This is a genomic window from Xanthomonas sp. LMG 12462 (genome assembly GCF_009192885.1).
Classification (GTDB): Bacteria; Pseudomonadota; Gammaproteobacteria; order Xanthomonadales; family Xanthomonadaceae; genus Xanthomonas_A; species Xanthomonas_A sontii.
The window spans coordinates 31,568-48,757 of the sequence record NZ_NMPP01000016.1; the positions used below are offsets into that span (position 1 = coordinate 31,568).

A 17,190-nucleotide genomic window follows, 5' to 3' on the forward strand; every position below is an offset into this window, starting at 1 on the left:
CGCCTGTGTCGTGCATGGGGTTGTTCGGTTTTTCGTGTCGACGCGCGATGGCTTGTCTGAGCGAGGTCGGCAGTTCCCGGGGTATGCGCGCCGGGCCTTGGCAAGACGAAACGGATTCTGAGTCACTTCATTATGTTCATCCCGGATACTTCGATCAGCGAGTTCATTTCCATCTCCACGCATGTGGCGCCGTCCGTGCTGAAGACGACGGGAGGAGATTTCATGCTGGTCTGGCACTTGGGCGGGCTTCCGTTCGTGGGCCGCGAAGAGTGGGAGATCGAACACCGTCACAACACCTTCAATCGCATGCTGCAGACGCTGCGTGCCCCGGATTTCGCCAATGTGGCGTTCTGGGTGCACGATGTGCGCCGCCGTCGTCGCATCAAGAACGAGGGCAAGTTCCAGCAGGCCTTCAACCAGGATTTGTCGGACCAGTATTACGGCGCCTTGTCGTCGCAGAAGATCATGCAGAACGAGTTGTACATGACCATGATCTATCGCCCGGTGGTGACAGGTAAGCGTCTCATGGACAAGTCGTCGAGCATTCCGCAGTTGCAGTCCGAGCAGGACCAGGCGATCGCCAAGGTTCTCGAACTGGCAGGCAACGTCGAAGCCGTGCTGAAGGATTATTCGCCGTACCGGCTTAGCATGTACGAGGCCACCAATGGCGTGGTGTTCTCCGAGACGCTGGAGTTCTTCGGTTATCTGATCAATCGCATCGACGAGCCGGTACCGGTGCTGCAGGCGCCGGTGCCCGCCTATCTGCCGGTCAGCAAGCACATGTTCGCCAACAAGACCGGCGACTTCGTGATCAAGACCCCGGAGGGTGTCAATCATTTCGGTGCCATTCTGAACATCAAGGAATACACCGACGGAACCTATCCCGGCATCCTCAATGGCCTGAAGTATCTCGACTTCGAGTATGTGGTGACCCACTCCTTCAGCCCGATGGGACGGCACGATGCGTTGAAGGTGCTCGATCGCACCAAGGGCATGATGGTGTCCTCCGGCGACAAGGCGGTCAGCCAGATCCACGAGCTAGACCTGGCGATGGATCAGTTGTCGTCTGGCAACTTCGTCCTGGGCGAATATCACTTCACCATTGCCATCTACGCCGATACGCAGGAGAAGCTTTCGCAGCAGGTGGCGACCACCCGCGCGGAACTGTCCAATGCCGGTTTCGTCTCGACCAAGGAGGATCTGGCGGTCGCTTCCTCCTTTTACGCGCAGTTGCCTGGCAACTGGCGCTACCGCACGCGTATCGCCAATGTCAGCTCACTGAACTTCCTCGGTCTGTCGCCGCTGCACAACTTCGCCCAGGGCAAGCGCGAGAACAATCCGTGGGGCGAGTGCGTCACCACCTTGCAGACCACCAACGGCCAGCCGTACTACTTCAATTTCCACGCGACGCATCCGGCGGAGAACTCGCTCGGCGAGAAGGCGATCGCCAATACCATGGTGATCGGCAAGTCCGGTACCGGTAAGACCGCGTTGATCAACTTTCTGCTCAGCCAGGTGCAGAAGTTCGATCCGATTCCCACCATTTTCTTCTTCGACAAGGACCGCGGTGCCGAGATCTTCGTGCGTGCCTGCGGTGGCAATTACCTGGCGCTGGAGAACGGCAAGCCCACCGGCTTCAACCCGTTCCAGTGCGAGCGCACCGAGGCGAACGTGCAGTTCCTGGCCGACCTGATCAAGGTCCTCGCAGGCAAGATCGAGTACACCTCGCGCGAGGAGGAGGACATCTTCCGCGGCGTGGAGGGCATGCTCGACACGCCCATGCATCTGCGCAGCATGACCAACTTCCGCAAGAGCCTGCCCAACATGGGCGACGACGGTCTGTACGCGCGCATGCGCAAGTGGACGGCCGGCAACTCGCACGGCTGGGTGTTCGACAATCCGGTCGATACGATCGACCTGGAGAAGGCCAGCATCATCGGCTTCGACTACACCGACGTCATCGACAATCCGGAAGTGCGGGTTCCGGTCATCAACTATCTGCTGCATCGGCTGGAAGCCCTGATCGACGGCCGGCCGCTCATCTACGTGATGGACGAGTTCTGGAAGATCCTCGATGGCAAGGGCGGCCTGAAGGAATTCGCCAAGAACAAGCAGAAGACCATCCGTAAACAGAACGGCCTGGGTATCTTCGCCACCCAGAGCCCGGAGGATGCGCTTGCCAGCGACATTTCCGCGGCGCTGGTCGAACAGACCGCGACGATGATCCTGCTGCCCAATCCCAATGCCAGCAAGGAAGACTACATGGACGGCCTCAAGCTCACCGAGGCCGAGTACCAGGTCGTGGTCAGCCTGGACGAGCGCTCGCGCTGCTTCCTGGTCAAGCAGGGCCATGGATCGTCGGTGTGCCAGCTCAATCTGCGCGGCATGGACGATGCGCTGTCGGTCATCTCGGCGTCGACCGACAATATCGAAATCATGCACCAGGTGCTGGAGCGCAAGGCCAAGGAGCACGGCGTCGCGCCGGACGATCTGACGCCCGAGCAGTGGTTGAACGAGTTCTACGCACGTCGCAAGGGCTCCGGAAAATCGGGTCCTGCGAGGTCGGTGTCTTCGGATAATCGGGGGGCGGCGGCGGTCAGCTGACCGCTTCGCCCAGTCACGCGTGGCAATCTTCTACAAGATCTGTGTTGAGGTGTTTATGGACAAGATGACGAAAGTCTTTAGCCGTACAGGTGTCGTTGCTGCAATTGCGCTGCTCACGCTGTTGCCCGCTACTGCTTTTGCGCAGTGGAAAGTGATCGATAAGACGCAAATTGACGAGAATAAAGCCAATACAAAGACGCTGGATCAGAAGCTGGACAAGATCCGCGGGGATAACGAGGTCGGCAAGGCCGAGAAACAGAAGTCCAGTGGCGATGAGGTCGACAAGCCGAAGGAAAAGCTGGTCAAGGTCGACGACAACTACGGTGTGTCCGATTGTGCTAGCAAGACTGCTGGCACTCCGGTGTCAACTGAACAGCAGCAGACCTGCGAATTGATCCAGCGTACGCGTAACTCGCAGTTCAATTACATGGTGGCGATGTACGACATCACCGAAAAGCGGTTGCAGCGCCTGCGCGATCTGGAACAGCAGCGCGCGAAAATCAGCACGAACCAGATCGGCTTGCTGGAAGACAACACGAACAAGCTGATCGCGTTGCGGGCGCTGATGGATATCGATCGTCAGCAGATGGAAGCAGCGATGTTTGCCTACGAGAAGCGCTTGTCCTACCTGACCCAAGTACAGTCAGCTGGTGGTTGGGCCGCTATGCGCGGCAAGAAAGCGCCTTCCGCCACCAATACTGGTGGAGGTGGCAGCTTGTTCGATGCGTTTGCCGGCCTTAGCGACCTGGCCCAGACGATCGCCGCTGGAGCAGTGATGAAAGGGGCACTGGAGTTGGCTAAGTCGAAAAAGCCTGATGGCGACTATAAGTCTTTGAGTATTGAGAATTAGTCTGTGTTAAGTGCTGCTTGGTTAAAAGTGGCTTGATGGTGGTTTGGCTCAGTGATGAGCATGGCATTATGGAGCGGTCATGAATTTCTTGCAGAATTACGCTAATTACGAGTTCTTCAAAGCCATCAACAATTTTCTGCGAGATGAAATCGACTACTTCCAGTGGTCATTGCTCATTCGCATGTCCGATTGGGTTGCAGTGACCGCGCTGAGCGCGTTGACGCTTTGGATTCTGTTCAAGGGCTACCAAGTTGCGACTGGTCAATCGCGCGAGTCGGCCATGGAGTTGGTCGTCAAGTCGTTGCGGTCGGCGCTGATCATTGGTGTGGCCATGAGCATGGTGGCTGCGGCTCGGCCTGAAGGAATGAAAGGACTGTATTGGAGGCTGACCGATGGACTGAGCAGCGCGATCGTTTTCACGGTGACCGGTAGCTCACAGAGTCCCTATGAGGCAATCGACGACAATCTGGCGATGATGCAGATCGCCATGACAAGTATCGATCAGATCGACAGTGCTGGTAATCCGGACATCGAGAAGGAGAAGGATCGCGCGAGGTTGTTCAGTGGGATCGGAATGGCTGGTCCTGGAATCGTGGGCGGCTCGTTGTTGTTGCTGAACAAGTTGGCAATGGCACTGTTCATCGGCTTTGGGCCATTGTTCATTCTTTGCCTGCTATTTGATGCCACAAAGTCATTGTTCCAAAAGTGGTTGACTTATGGGATCGGCACGGTGTTCTCCTTGGGGGTGCTTAGCTTCACGGTTGGCTTGGCGACGAAAGTCGTCGCTGTGGTAGGTGCCGCGTTCTTAGCGAAGTGGGCTGTGTCGGGTGGTGCAACTGAGGGCGTCGGCAGCATGTCATTGCAGCAGGGTGGTATCGGTTTGGTATTGAGTACCCTAATCATTACTGCGCCACCTATGGCGGCTGCATTTTTCCAGGGCACGCTCGGCCAATTCTCTCCTTACTCTGGCTTTGGTCAGGTCGGACGGGATCCTGCGTCTGGTAGGCCTCGCGCGCCGCAGTCACCTGGTGGCGAATCGGCGTTTCGAGGAGGAGATTTCAATTCGTCTCAGTCCGTCACTCCTAATCACTCCACAAGGCAGGTTCAGTTTTCTTCTGACGCTTCTGGTCAAACAGGTGCCGGTAGGTACAGGCCGCAGGACGTCGTTTGATAATATGTTTGGAGGTGATGTTTTGAAGGCGATAGTCTTTGCTTCTTGCTTACTGCTCAGTCCGATGGCCTTGGCGCAAACTGCCTGCCCGTCGGGAGTGGCTCCTGGCAGTCCTCAATGTGGCCCGAGCCCCGGAGGCGAGGATGGGTCTGCGCGGTTGACGGGAGAGTGGATCAAGACGTGGGGGGCTATCGCACGTGCGTCCAGCGGAGATGTCGGAAGCAGCACTGGAAGGTTTTCGGAATCGGATGCTGAGGCCGGTGCGTTGGAAAGGTGTGCTGGCCTCGGAAATTCGGACTGCAAGGTTGTTTTTACCTACAAAAACCAGTGTGTTGCCGTTGTCCAAGGTCCTGATGGAACTGGGGTGGGGAAAATAGTGAGTGGCGCGACCGTGAGCGCCGCGAAGAAAGAAGCGCTGCGTCGCTGTAAAGAGGCTTCAGGTTCTGAGTGCACAGTCATAGGTACGGATTGCTCTAAGCCCTACTTCAGGGAATATTGATTTTCTTTTTGCGGTGTTGGATTTAACGAGTCCTGTTCATGGTGGACGCGTTTTTTCAAGTGATCACTTTCGCCATGTGTGAATACGTATGCAGGCACCGCTGAAATTCCTGCATCAACGCTACTCTAGCGCAGCGTTTCGCGTGCCCGTCGCACGCGCGATTTCTGCCCGAAGGGGGGCGTTGCATGTCTCAGGCTCCATGGTGGCGCGGTGCCGTCATCTATCAGATCTATCCGCGTAGCTTCCTCGACGCCAACGGCGACGGTATCGGCGATTTGCCGGGCATCGTGCGCAAGCTGGACTACATCGCGGCGTTGGGCGTGGATGCGATCTGGATCTCGCCGTTCTTCAAGTCGCCGATGGCCGATTTCGGCTATGACATCGCCGACTATCGTGAGGTCGATCCGCTGTTCGGCACCATGGCCGACTTCGATGCCCTGCTGGCCAAGGCGCATGCGCTGGGCCTGAAGGTGATGATCGACCAGGTGCTCAGTCACACCTCGGTGGAGCACGACTGGTTCAAGGAAAGCCGTCAGAGCCGCGACAATCCGAAGGCGGATTGGTACGTGTGGGCCGATGCGCGCGAAGACGGGGCGCCGCCCAACAACTGGCTGTCGATCTTCGGTGGCGTGGCGTGGCAGTGGGAACCGCGCCGCGGGCAGTACTATCTGCACAATTTCCTTGCCTCGCAGCCGGATCTGAACTTCCACAATCCGCAGGTGCAGCAGGCGACGCTGGACAACGTGGAGTTCTGGCTGGCGCGCGGTGTCGACGGCTTCCGCCTGGACGCGATCAATTTCTGCTTCCATGATCCGCAACTGCGCGACAACCCGCCCAAACCGCCGGAAAAGCGCGTCGGCCGCGGCTTCAGCCCGGACAATCCGTACGCCTTCCAGTACCACTACTACAACAACACGCAGGCGGAGAACCTGCCGTTCCTGCAGAAGCTGCGCAGCCTGCTCGACCGCTATCCGGGGACGGTAAGCCTGGGCGAGATCTCGTCGGAGGATTCGCTGGCGACCACGGCCGAATACACCCGCGCCGGGCACCTGCACATGGGCTACAGCTTCGAATTGCTGACCGACGATTTCAGCGCGGCCTACATCCGCGAGACGGTCTCGCGTCTGGAAGCGGCGATGACCGAAGGCTGGCCGTGCTGGGCGATTTCCAATCATGACGTGCAACGCGCGGTGACGCGTTGGGGGCAGGGTGCCGAGACGCCGGCCTTCGCGCGGCTGCTGATCGCGATGTTGTGTTCGCTGCGCGGCTCGGTCTGCGTCTACCAGGGCGAAGAGCTAGGCCTGGGCGAGGCAGAGGTGCCGTTCGAGGCGCTGCAGGATCCCTATGGCATCGCGTTCTGGCCGAACTTCAAGGGCCGCGATGGATGCCGGACGCCGTTGCCGTGGGATGCCAGCGAGCAAGCCGGTTTCAGCACGGGGACGCCTTGGTTGCCGATCGCGGCAGCGCATCGCGCACAATCGGTGGCGGCACAGGAGGCCGACCCGCAGTCGGTCCTGCATGCGATTCGCCAGTTCCTGGCCTGGCGCAAGCGCCATCCGGCCTTGCGTGAGGGCGACATCGTCTTCCACGAGACGGCCGAGCCCGTGCTGATGTTCCAGCGTCGCCACGCCGCGCAGCGCTTGCTGCTGGCGTTCAATCTGTCCGCCGAGGCCGCCGACGTGGCGCTGCCTGAGGGCAGCTGGCAGGCGCTGCAGGTGCCGGGCGTGGTCGCGGGTGCGGTCGAAGAGCGCTTGCGTTTGCCCGGCTATGCGATGGTGTGCCTGCAGGGCGCGTGAGCGGGACCAAGTGATCGCTGCGACGGCCGCGTCGCATCCTGCTGTGTGGCTACGGCATTGCCGAGATGGTGTTTGTGAGAGACAGTCCGGCGTGCACTGCGTCGGATAGGCCGCATGCATACCACCGACGTGGGCGCTTGTTGGACGACAAGGATCGCTCTGGAAGTTCAGTGTCCGTAGTAAGCATGTTGCGGTGACCACGCCACGCCGTCTTCGCGGTTTGGCGTGCCCGGTAATCAGGGCACGCGTCGTCGCCGACAATCACGCCGTCCTGGAACCAAGGCCAGCTCGGAGACTTGCCTTGCTGGCCCACACAACAGACTGCTGCGTCGCTGTCGCTCTTGCTGCCGGCTAGCCGACGCGGCCACGAATCCGCCGTCATCGCTGCGCTTGTGTCCATCGCGGCAATGTCACCATGTCTGCACGCCAGCCCTTGTGTTCTGAAACGCCGCTTTTCCAGCGACGCCACCTGGTCTCGATCTTGCGGCCTCCTGGCTGAGACCCATCTTTGAAGATGGTGCTGCTCACCTCGGTCAGCTGCCGCAGTATCGATTTGGCGCGGATGCATGGTCCGTGGCGCGGCCGGGCCGACCAGTTCGGAGTTCAGCAATGAATGTCCAGGCATGGCGCTTTCTGGCACGCAGAGGGCTTGGGCCATGCACTCCTGAAGTGCAGATCTTTTTCGGCGACGCGGCCATTCCGCGCGCTCGCGGCTTTTTTGTCGGGAACTTCGCGGACGCGGCGAGATCTCCATCAGTTCGCGCGCGATCGCTTTCTGTAGATCTTCTTGCAGGCGAAAGGGCTGGTGTGCGCCCTTCAGGCCGCTCGTCTTGATCCCGATCGGCAAACCAGATCGCCAACGCTGCTCGATCCTGATCTCATCGTTTTCTCTCTGGTCACCCCGGCATTTGACGCAACCGTCCGTGGCAACCGCCCCAACGAAAACGCCCGCCGGTTGCGCCGGCGGGCGTCGTCTGCAGCCTCTACGCGGGACTCAGAACTTGTAGTTCACGCCCAGCATGTAGGTGCGTCCCCATTCGACGTACTCCAGCGGGCGATCCTTGGTGCCGGCGTAGGTGCGGTAGGGCGAGTTGGTCAGGTTGCTCGCCTGCAGCAGCAGGCTCAGCCCGGCCAGGCTGCTGCCGTCGGCGAAGGTATAGCTGACCTGCGCGTCGGTGACGTTCTCGCCGACCACGTAGCGCAGCGTGCGGTTGCCGTTGAAGTTGCCGATCTCGCCGATGAAGTCCGAGCGCCGCCGCTGGCTGACGCGTGCCTCGAAGCCGTTGCGCTCGTAGTAGGCGGTGAAGTTGTACACGCGCTTGGACAGGCCGGGCAGGTCGATCGGCGCCGAGCCCACGCTGGAGGCGCTTTCGGGATCGACGATCTTGATGTCGCTGTCGTTGAACGTGGCACTGGCCTGGATGCCGAAGCCGCGCAGGCTGTCGGTGAACATGTCCAGCGGAAGCGAGGCGGTCAGCTCGAGCCCGCGCAGGGTGCCGCCCTTGCCGTTCTGCGGCGAGGAGAAGGTACCGGTGGTCTGCACCGGCACGGTCATGTTGGGCGGCCGCACGTAGCTGGCGAGCAGGGCGGAGAAGTCGTAATCGTCGCGCGATTGCGTGTAGATGTAGCTCTTCAGGTCCTTGTAGAACACCGCGGCGGCCACGTAGGCCTTCTCGCCGAAGTACTTCTCGTACGACAGGTCCAGCGCGTTGGCACGCCACGGGTCGAGCAGGGGATTGCCGCCGCTGCCGCCGGGCTTGCCGGTGGAGGTGTCCACGCCGAAATCCAGGCCGGCACGCATCTGGTCCACGCGCGGCCGCGCCACCTGCTTGGCCGCGGCGAAGCGCAGGGTCTGCTGGTGCGGGAACAGGAAGGCCAGGTTGAGGCTCGGCAGCCAATCGTTGTACGTCTTGCCGGCGTCGATCGGCAGCACGTTCTGGCCGGCCGGACGGGACTGGTCGAAGTAGCTGGACTGCGAGCTCTGGTCGGCGTGCTGCAACTGCACGCCGATGTTGCCGCGCACGCCGACCTCGCCGATGTCGGTATTGATGTTGGCGCGGAGCCAGGCCGTGGTGATCTTCTCCTGCACCGTCCACGACTTCGGAATGAGGTAGTCCAGGTTGGTGACCGGGTTGAAGGTCATGTAGCGCGAGACCGCCGCCGGCACGTTCCAGGCCGGGATGGTGCCGATGCCAGCGAAGCCGAGGTTGACCGGGTCGTACTGCAGATCGCTGGCGATGCTGGTGTCGCCTTGCGCGCCGAGCAGGATGTTGCCTTCGGCCTGGGTCTTCTGCTTGCGGCGGTCGGCGTAGTTCACGCCCACGTCGATGTCCGAGAACCAGGTCAGCGCCTGCGGCGCGGGCAGCGTCGCCGCCAGGCGGCCGCCCTTCAGCCGGTCTTCGACCTCCGGCACCTTGCCGTAGCCGGAGCCGTAGATGGTGTTGGTCAGGAACAGGTTGTTCGGGTCGGAGTAGTCGCGGCCGGGTGTGATCTGCGAGAAGCCGTTTGGATGGACGGCGATACCGATCGAATCGAACTGCGGTCGCGGGATCAGCTGCAGGTTGTTTTCGAGGTTCAGTTCGTCGCGGGTGGCCTTGGAGTAGTTCAGGTCGGCCATTAGCCGGACGCTCCCCAGGTTGAACTCGTTGTTCCAGCCGAACGCGTCGATTTTGTCCTTGCGCTTGTTGTACATGCCACGGACAAGCGGATAGGCGTTGTTGATGGTGCCGCGGGTGAAGGTGCCATCGGCGTTGCGGCTGACATTGGTGAACACCGGGAGGATAGATGCCGGGTTGTTCGGATCCTCGCCATTGCCGCTGAGACTCAGCTCGAACTGATTGGCGGTATCGATCTGTTCGGCTTCGGTATGGAACGCATCGAAGGTGCTGGTCCAGGTGTTGGATGGCCGGAATTGCACGGTCGCCATCACGCCATCGCGCTTGTTGTTGCCGGTACGGCGCAATGCCTTGATGCCGTCCGAGAAGAAGGTGCCTTGCGGAACGCCGCGGCGCTCGCCCTTGTCGGTTTTCTCGGTCGTCCACGGCTCGTACAGGCCGACCTGATTTTCCTGGATGGGCATGTCGCTGTGGGCATAGCCGATCGAGAAGCCCAGGGTGTTGTCCAGGAACTGGTCGATGTAGCTGGCGCTGAAGCGGTTGCCGAAGGCGTCGACGTTGGCGGCCTTGCCGAGCGAGCTCTTCTGCAGGCGGCCGCTGACGGCGATCACCCGGTCCGGAAAGCTCAGCGGACGCACGGTCTGCATGTCGATGGTGCCGGACAGGCCCTGGCCGACCAGGCCGGCGTCGGGCGTCTTGTACACTGTCACGCCGTTGACCAGTTCCGAGGGATACTGGTCGAACTCGACGCTGCGGTTGTCGCCGGTGCTGACCACTTCGCGGCCGTTGAGCAGGGTAGTGGCGAAGTCGGGCGACAGGCCGCGCACGCTGATCACCTGGGCGCGGCCGGCGACGCGCTGCGCGGCCAGGCCGGGCAGACGCCCGAGCGATTCGGCGATGCTCACGTCCGGCAGCTTGCCGATGTCCTCGGCCGAGATCGCTTCGACGATGGACGTCGAGTCCTGTTTGATCGCGATGGCGTTCTCGATGCCGCGGCGGATGCCGGTCACCTGGACCTTGTCCAGTTCGGTGACCGGATCGTTGGATGTGGTGGCGGTGGTATCGGACTGTGCAGCAGCCAGCATCGGCGTCATCGCGACGGCCAGCGCCAGCGTCAGCGCGTTGCGCTTGTGGTTCAACATTTTCCCCTCCCAGGCAATGTTGTCTTGCGAATGTCTGAACCGGCGAGGCGGCCGGATGTGCGTGTCGCGCAGCCGCAGGGCGGTGTCGCGATTGCGCTGTATGGTAGACACGCGGCTTCGTCGCGAACGTCCGCTGCATACGTATTCACTGGCCTGCATCGCATTGGAAGCGCTTTCAGGATCGCAATGTCGTGCGCGCGCCGCTACGCCGGTGCCGCGGCGAGCATGCGCGTGCTTCATGCAACTGACGTCGTGCTGCATGCACATTCGGGTGCTGCACTGAGAGTGATGCCAGGGAGTACGCCGGCATGCTGACGTCGGGCGAGCTCGCAGATGGCGCGACATGGTTTGGCGGAAGCGGCGCGCCGCGCGCCGCTGACCTGCCGCGCACGATGGCGCGGCGCCGCAGAGGCGAGCGCCGTGATCCGGCATGGCGAGTGTATGCCTCCGCCGCTGTGCTGCTGGCGGTGCCGCGTGCCGCATGGTGGTGCGTCAGCGCGATGCCGCCGTGCCAGCGGAGGCCGGCGCCGGGTCCAGCGGCACGAAACGGATCGCCTGCCCGCCGCCGGGTGCCAGCTTCACCTGCAACTGATCGCGGCTGGTGACCACGCGCTGCTCGCGCACGAAGTCGAACGGATTGTGCTGGTAATCGGCGGCGTCGCCGTCGCGGTAGATCTCGGCGCGATAGCGCATGCCCGGTTCGAGGAAGCCGAGCGCGATCGGCAGCACGCGGCCGTGTTCGTCGGTGATGCTGCCCAGGAACCAGTCGCGGCTGTGGCGGTCCTTGCGCACGATGGTCACGTAGTCGCCGATCTCGCCGTCGAGCACGCGGCTGTCGTCCCAGTCCACCGCCACGTCCTCGATGAAGCGGAAGGCGTCGCGGTGCTGCAGGTAGTGCTCGGGCAGGTCGGCCGCCATCTGGATCGGGCTGTACAGGGTCACGTACAGCGCCAGTTGCCGTGCCAGCGTGCTCGGAATCGCGCGTCCGCCGCGGCCCGTCAGGCTGAGAATGCCGGGGGTGTAGTCCATCGGTCCGGCCAGCATCCGGGTGAACACCAGGTTCACTTCGTGCTCCGGCGGGTTCGGCGGCTCGCCCCAGGCGTTGTACTCCATGCCGCGCGCGCCTTCGCGCGAGAGCCAGTTAGGGTAGGTGCGACGCAGGCCGGTGTCCTTGATCGGCTCATGGGCGTTGACCGACAGGTGGCGCTTGGCGGCTTCCTCCACCACCTTGAGATGGTGGCGGGCCATGAACTGGCCGTCGTGCCATTCGCGCAACAGCGGGCCGCCGGCGGGATTGCGCCGGTCTACCTGTCCGTCGTCGCAGACGTAGCCGGTCTTGAAGGTGTCCACGCCCAGTCGTGCATATAGATCCAGCGCCGCATCGAGCTGGTCTTCGTAGTGCTCCACCGCGCAGCCGGTCTCGTGGTGACCGATCAGGTGCACACCCTTCTTCGCCGCGTAGGCGCTGAGCGCATCGATGTCGAAGTCCGCGGTGGCGTGGGTGAAGTCGAAGTCGTCGCCGTTGCCGACCCAGTTGCCGTCCCAGCCGGGGTTCCAGCCTTCGACCAGCACGCCACGAAAGCCGTGCGCCGCGGCAAAGTCGATGTAGCGGCGGGTGTTGGCGGTGGTGGCGGCATGCCTGGGGCCGCGCGCCCAGGTTTCCTGATTCAGGTGCATCGACCACCACACGCCGATGTACTTGGCCGGGTGCACCCAGCTCACGTCGCCCAGCGCGTTGGGTTCGTTGAGATTGAGGATCAGGTTGGAATCGACCAGGCCGCCGGCGGTGTCGCTGATCTGCAGCGTGCGCCACGGCGTGTCGAAGGGCGGGGACCGGCGCACCTTCCAGCCTTCCGCCGACGGCGACAGTTGCGCATGCAGGCGCTGGCCTTCGCCGCGGCGCAGCCACATGCCGGCGTAGTCGACCAGGGCGGCCTCGTGAATCGCCAGGTGCAGGCCGTCCTGGCTGCGCAGGGTGAACGGCGTGTGCGCCAGCGGCACTTCGCGCAGCGGGGTGCGCCGGTACAGGTATTCGTAGTGGATGGGGGCGCCGGCAGGAATCCACCAGGCGGTGGCCTCGGGGACTATGTCGAACTCGGTCAGTCCTCGTCGACGATCGCCTCCTGCATTCCCGCCTGCTGCGGAAAGCTGTAGCGAAAGCCGAGCCCGTCGTCGTAGACGCGGAACACCACCGCGAAGCGGCGCTGGCGGCCGCCGCGCTCGCCCAGCTCCACGCGCAGCTCGTTGTAGTGGTTGCGCACGTAGCGGCGCTCGCCCCATGGCTGTTCCCAGGTCTCGTCGACGCTGCGGCTGTGCTGGTCCAGCACCGCCAGGTCGCGATCCAGCGCGCCGTCGCGCAACTGAAAGCCAAGCCGCGATTCGCCGATCACCGCCTCGCCCAGTCGCTGCACGCGATAGCTGGGGCGGCCTTCGTCCAGTTGCAGGGAGACGCGCAGGATCTTGCCCGGCGAGTCCACGCGGGCCACCGTCTGCGGCGCGGCGTGCAGGCATGGCGCAACGCACCACAACACGCTCGCCAGCAACGACGGTAGACGCAGGCGCGACAGGACCTCAAACAGCGGCATCTCCCCTCCCAGGGCGACCGTGGCATCGCAACGACTATAGCGAGGCGGTTCCTGGCCGCTGGAGGCCCATACGATGAATACGTATGCAACTGCACGCGCCACGGTGCCGCCCGTCTACCATGTCCGCAGCGCCCCCGCGATGCGGAGGCGGCGACCGCAGCGCCGGCGTGCCGGCCTGCGCTTCCACCATGCAGGCAAAGAGGGAGGGAGGTCGATCGGTGCGAGCCGGTCTGCCGCTTCGATGCTGAAGATGATTTGCTTGGCCGCCACCTTGGGTGCTGCGGCGTCGGCGTCTGCTGGACAGGCGTCATTGCAGTTGCGTGGCCAGACCGCGCAGGCCGAGGTCACTGCCGACGGCGGTTTCGTGCTGCACGCGGCCCAAGGCACACGCACGGTGCCGGCACAGCCGCTGCGCAGCGAGACCGACAGTCCGTTGTTCGATGCGCTGTTCGCGCTGGCGCAGCAGGAGCTGCACGACGACCAGGTGCAGGCGATCCGCGACCCGGCGTTCGATCACGGCAAGCCGTTGCCGTGCGATTGCTACCAGACCGGCGAGCGCTGGCCCTACGTGTGGACCCGCGATGTCAGCTATGCCGCGGACCTGGCCCTGGCGCGGCTGGATCCCGAGCGCACGCGCCGCTCGCTGCGCTTCAAGCTGTCGCCGATGCGCGGCACCGACGCGCTGCCGGGGCTGTTCGTGGCGCAGGACACCGGCTCCGGCGGCAGTTGGCCGGTGAGCAGCGACCGGGTGGTGTGGTTCCTGGCTGCGCGCCACCTGCTGGACGATCCGGCCTTCGCCGCCGACACCCGTGCCGCACTCACTGCCACGCTGGCGCAGGATCGCGCGTTCGCGTTCGACCCGCGCATCGGCCTGTACCGCGGCGAGACCTCGTTCCTGGACTGGCGCGAGCAGACCTATCCGGCCTGGACCCGCGAGGATGTCGGCTTCATCGCCAGTTCCTTCGCGCTGTCCACCAACGTGCTGCATTACCAGGCGCTGCGCCTGGGCGAGCGTCTGGCCCGGGAGCAGGGTGATGCACAGGCGGCCGCGCGCTACGCCGGCTGGGCCGACGCGCTGCGCCAGGCGATCGCGCAGCGTTTCTGGCGCGAGGACCGCGGTACCTACGTCGGCTACATCGGCACCGCCGAACACCCGGTGCGCTACGAACGCTACGATCTGCTGGGCCTGTCGCTGGCGGTGCTGGCCGACGTACTGCCGGCCGCGCGCGCGCGCCAGGCGCTGGCCCGCTATCCCGCGGTGGAGGCGGGCAGTCCGGTGGTGTGGCCGCAGCAGCGCGACGTGCCCATCTACCACAACCGGGCCATCTGGCCGTTCGTCAGCGCCTATGCGCTGCGCGCGGCGCGGCAGACCAACGACAGCGCGCGCATCGACCTGGAAGTGCGCTCATTGCTGCGCGGCGCCGCGCTGGCCGGCTCGAACATGGAGAACTACGAGTTCCTGAGCCAGGCCGCACATGTGGACGACGGCCCGCTCAGCGGCCCGGTGGTCAATTCACCGCGGCAGTTGTGGTCGGTGGCCGGCTACCTGGCGATGGTGATGGAAGGCGTGTTCGGCGTGGAGGACGACGGCCGCGTGCTGCCCAAGCTGCCGACCAGCCTGGTGCCCATGCTGTTCGGCGAGCGCCAGGAGATTGCGTTGCAGCTGAAGGACCGCCGGATCGTGCTGCGCCGGCCGATGCAGCTGCAGGGCGACCTGCTGGTCGCCGGCAAGACCCACAGCCAGAACGGCGTCATCACCATCGACTTGGTGGCACGCCACAGCGGAAGTGCGCCCTTGCAGATGCTGACGGCAGAAGACGCCTTCGCGCCGCTGGCACCGCCGGCACCGCAGGTGCGGCGCGAGACCGGGGGCTGGCGTGTGCAGGCGGCTGCGGACACGGTGTTGTACGTCGATGGGCAGGCACGCACGGGCAGCGCCGACGGCGCGCTGCTGCCGCTGGCCGAGCGCGTCCAATGCCTGAGTCTCACCCGGAAGGGTGTGCGTTGGGAGTCGTTGCACAGCCCCACTGTCTGCGTCGGCAACGTCGCTCGCGTGGAGGGCGCCGACGGTTGGACGTGGACCGCGCCGCACGATGGCGCCTACCGGCTGAGCCTGCGTTACGTCAACGCGCATGGTCCGATCAACACCGGCGTCACCGCCGCGGTCAGACGCCTGCAGGTGCAGTGCGGCGCCGCGCCAGCACGGTCGCAACCGCTGGTGATGCCGCACAGCGTCGGCGAGCAGACCTCAACGGCAGCGCTGTTCGCGCTGCAGGCCGGGCAACGTTGCGTCGCGCGGCTGCTGCCGGCGGCAAACATGAGCGCATTGCAGCACTTCGCGCGCTACACCGGTGGCCAGGGCGGCGCCGATGGCGTGGTCAATGCCGCCGATGTCGCCACGCTGCTGATCGCGCCGGCCGGCCCGATCGAGGAGCGACCATGAGCACCGTGCCACGCGCCAAGCCGGCGCTGTCGTTCTGGCAGATCTGGAACATGTGCTTCGGCTTCCTCGGCATCCAGTTCGGCTTCGCGCTGCAGAACGCCAATGCCAGCCGCATCTTCCAGACCCTCGGCGCGGACATGGACCAGGTGCCCGGACTGTGGATCGCCGCGCCGCTGACCGGCCTGATCGTGCAGCCGATCGTCGGTTACCTGTCCGACCGCACCTGGAACCGCTTCGGCCGGCGCCGCCCGTACTTCATGGTCGGCGCGCTGTTCACCACGTTGGCCCTGCTGGTGATGCCGAACTCGCCGGCGCTGTGGGTGGCGGCCGGGACGCTATGGGTGCTGGACGCCTCGATCAACATCTCGATGGAGCCGTTCCGCGCCTTCGTCGGCGACCAGTTGCCGACGCGCCAGCGCGCCACGGGCTATGCGATGCAGAGCTTCTTCATCGGTGTCGGCGCGGTGGTGGCGAGCATGCTGCCGTGGCTGCTGGCGCACTGGGGCGTCAGCAACACCGCCGGCCCCGGGGAGGTGCCGGCGACGGTGCGCTACGCGTTCTATGTCGGCGGCGCGGTGCTGTTCTTGTCCATCGGCTGGACCGTGCTGCGCACCCGCGAGTATCCGCCCGAAGATCTGCACGGCAGCGACGTCGTCACCGCGGACGCAGCGGCGCAACCGCGCCGTGTCGATGGCGCCGCTGCGCTGTGGTGCGCGGTAGGCATTGCCGGCGCGGTTGCCATCGCCTGGTGCCGCGGCGACCGCATGCTGTACGTGCTGGCCGGCCTGTGCATCGCTTACGGCGTGCTGCAGGGCGTGGCGCCGCGCCTGCGTCGCGGACACATGCTGGCGGCGATCGTCTGCGACCTGCAGACCATGCCGCGGGCGATGCGGCGCCTGGCCGGAGTGCAGTTCTTCTCCTGGTTCGCGTTGTTCGCGATGTGGATCAACACCACCGCTGCGGTCACCCAGACCCACTACGGCACCCAGGACGTCACCTCGGCCGCCTACAACGAGGGCGCCAACTGGGTCGGTGTGCTGTTCGCCGCCTACAACGGCTTCGCCGCACTGGCCGCGATCGCCATTCCGCTGCTGGTGCGCGCCTGCGGGCTGCGCGTGAGTCATCTGCTGAATCTGTGCCTGGGCGCGGCCGGCCTGCTGTCGTTCCTGTGGATCCGCGATCCGCAGTGGCTGTTGCTGTCGATGGTCGGGGTGGGCTTCGCCTGGGCCTCGATCCTGTCGTTGCCCTACGCCTTGCTGTCGGACAGCGTGCCGGCGGCGAAGATGGGCGTGTACATGGGCATCTTCAATTTCTTCATCGTGATCCCGCAGTTGGTCGCGGTCAGCGTGCTGGGCTTCGTGCTCACGCACTGGCTCGGCGGCAGGCCGCTGTACGCGCTGGCGATCGGCGGCGGCAGCCTGCTGGTGGCGGCGCTGTGCGTGCTGTGGGTGCCGTCGGATTCGGGAGCGAACGCATGATCGATCG

At 64.1% G+C, this 17,190-nt stretch carries 8 protein-coding genes and 1 pseudogene; 7 read left to right on the forward strand and 2 right to left on the reverse strand.

Annotated features, from left to right (window positions below):
- The first annotated feature begins 132 nt into the window (after nucleotides 1–132).
- From CEK69_RS05575 to CEK69_RS05595, 5 genes are all read left to right on the forward strand, one after another.
- A complete protein-coding gene (locus CEK69_RS05575) occupies nucleotides 133–2,604 on the forward strand; it encodes a VirB4 family type IV secretion/conjugal transfer ATPase (RefSeq protein WP_017911229.1) in 2,472 nt (823 codons plus the stop codon).
- A 64-nt stretch (nucleotides 2,605–2,668) separates the two neighbouring features.
- On the forward strand, nucleotides 2,669–3,454 hold the full coding sequence (locus tag CEK69_RS05580; protein WP_051064752.1) for a hypothetical protein: 786 nt from the start codon (nucleotides 2,669–2,671) through the stop codon (nucleotides 3,452–3,454).
- A 79-nt stretch (nucleotides 3,455–3,533) separates the two neighbouring features.
- Entirely contained in the window at nucleotides 3,534–4,625 is a 1,092-nt protein-coding gene (locus tag CEK69_RS05585) for a type IV secretion system protein (protein WP_017911227.1), read from the forward strand.
- A gap of 64 nt (nucleotides 4,626–4,689) precedes the next feature.
- Entirely contained in the window at nucleotides 4,690–5,124 is a 435-nt protein-coding gene (locus CEK69_RS05590) for a DUF4189 domain-containing protein (RefSeq protein WP_081613217.1), read from the forward strand.
- 185 nt (nucleotides 5,125–5,309) lie between these two features.
- Complete coding sequence (locus CEK69_RS05595; RefSeq protein ID WP_017916120.1) at nucleotides 5,310–6,920, forward strand: alpha-amylase family glycosyl hydrolase; 1,611 nt, start codon at nucleotides 5,310–5,312, stop codon at nucleotides 6,918–6,920.
- A 994-nt stretch (nucleotides 6,921–7,914) separates the two neighbouring features.
- Here the strand turns inward: CEK69_RS05595 and CEK69_RS05600 are convergent.
- Both CEK69_RS05600 and CEK69_RS05605 read right to left on the reverse strand, forming a co-directional pair.
- A complete protein-coding gene (locus tag CEK69_RS05600) occupies nucleotides 7,915–10,677 on the reverse strand; it encodes a TonB-dependent receptor (RefSeq protein WP_193313911.1) in 2,763 nt (920 codons plus the stop codon).
- A gap of 492 nt (nucleotides 10,678–11,169) precedes the next feature.
- Nucleotides 11,170–13,262 (reverse strand): annotated as a pseudogene (locus CEK69_RS05605) (glycoside hydrolase family 97 protein).
- Between the two features lie 250 nt (nucleotides 13,263–13,512).
- Here CEK69_RS05605 and CEK69_RS05610 point away from each other — a divergent pair.
- Nucleotides 13,513–15,705, forward strand: coding sequence for a Six-hairpin glycosidase-like protein (locus tag CEK69_RS05610; RefSeq protein WP_226975053.1), 2,193 nt, complete (start codon nucleotides 13,513–13,515; stop codon nucleotides 15,703–15,705).
- On the forward strand, nucleotides 15,702–17,183 hold the full coding sequence (locus tag CEK69_RS05615) for an MFS transporter (protein ID WP_152244335.1): 1,482 nt from the start codon (nucleotides 15,702–15,704) through the stop codon (nucleotides 17,181–17,183). The genes CEK69_RS05610 and CEK69_RS05615 overlap by 4 nt, the downstream gene beginning before the upstream one ends.
- Nucleotides 17,184–17,190: the final 7 nt, after the last annotated feature.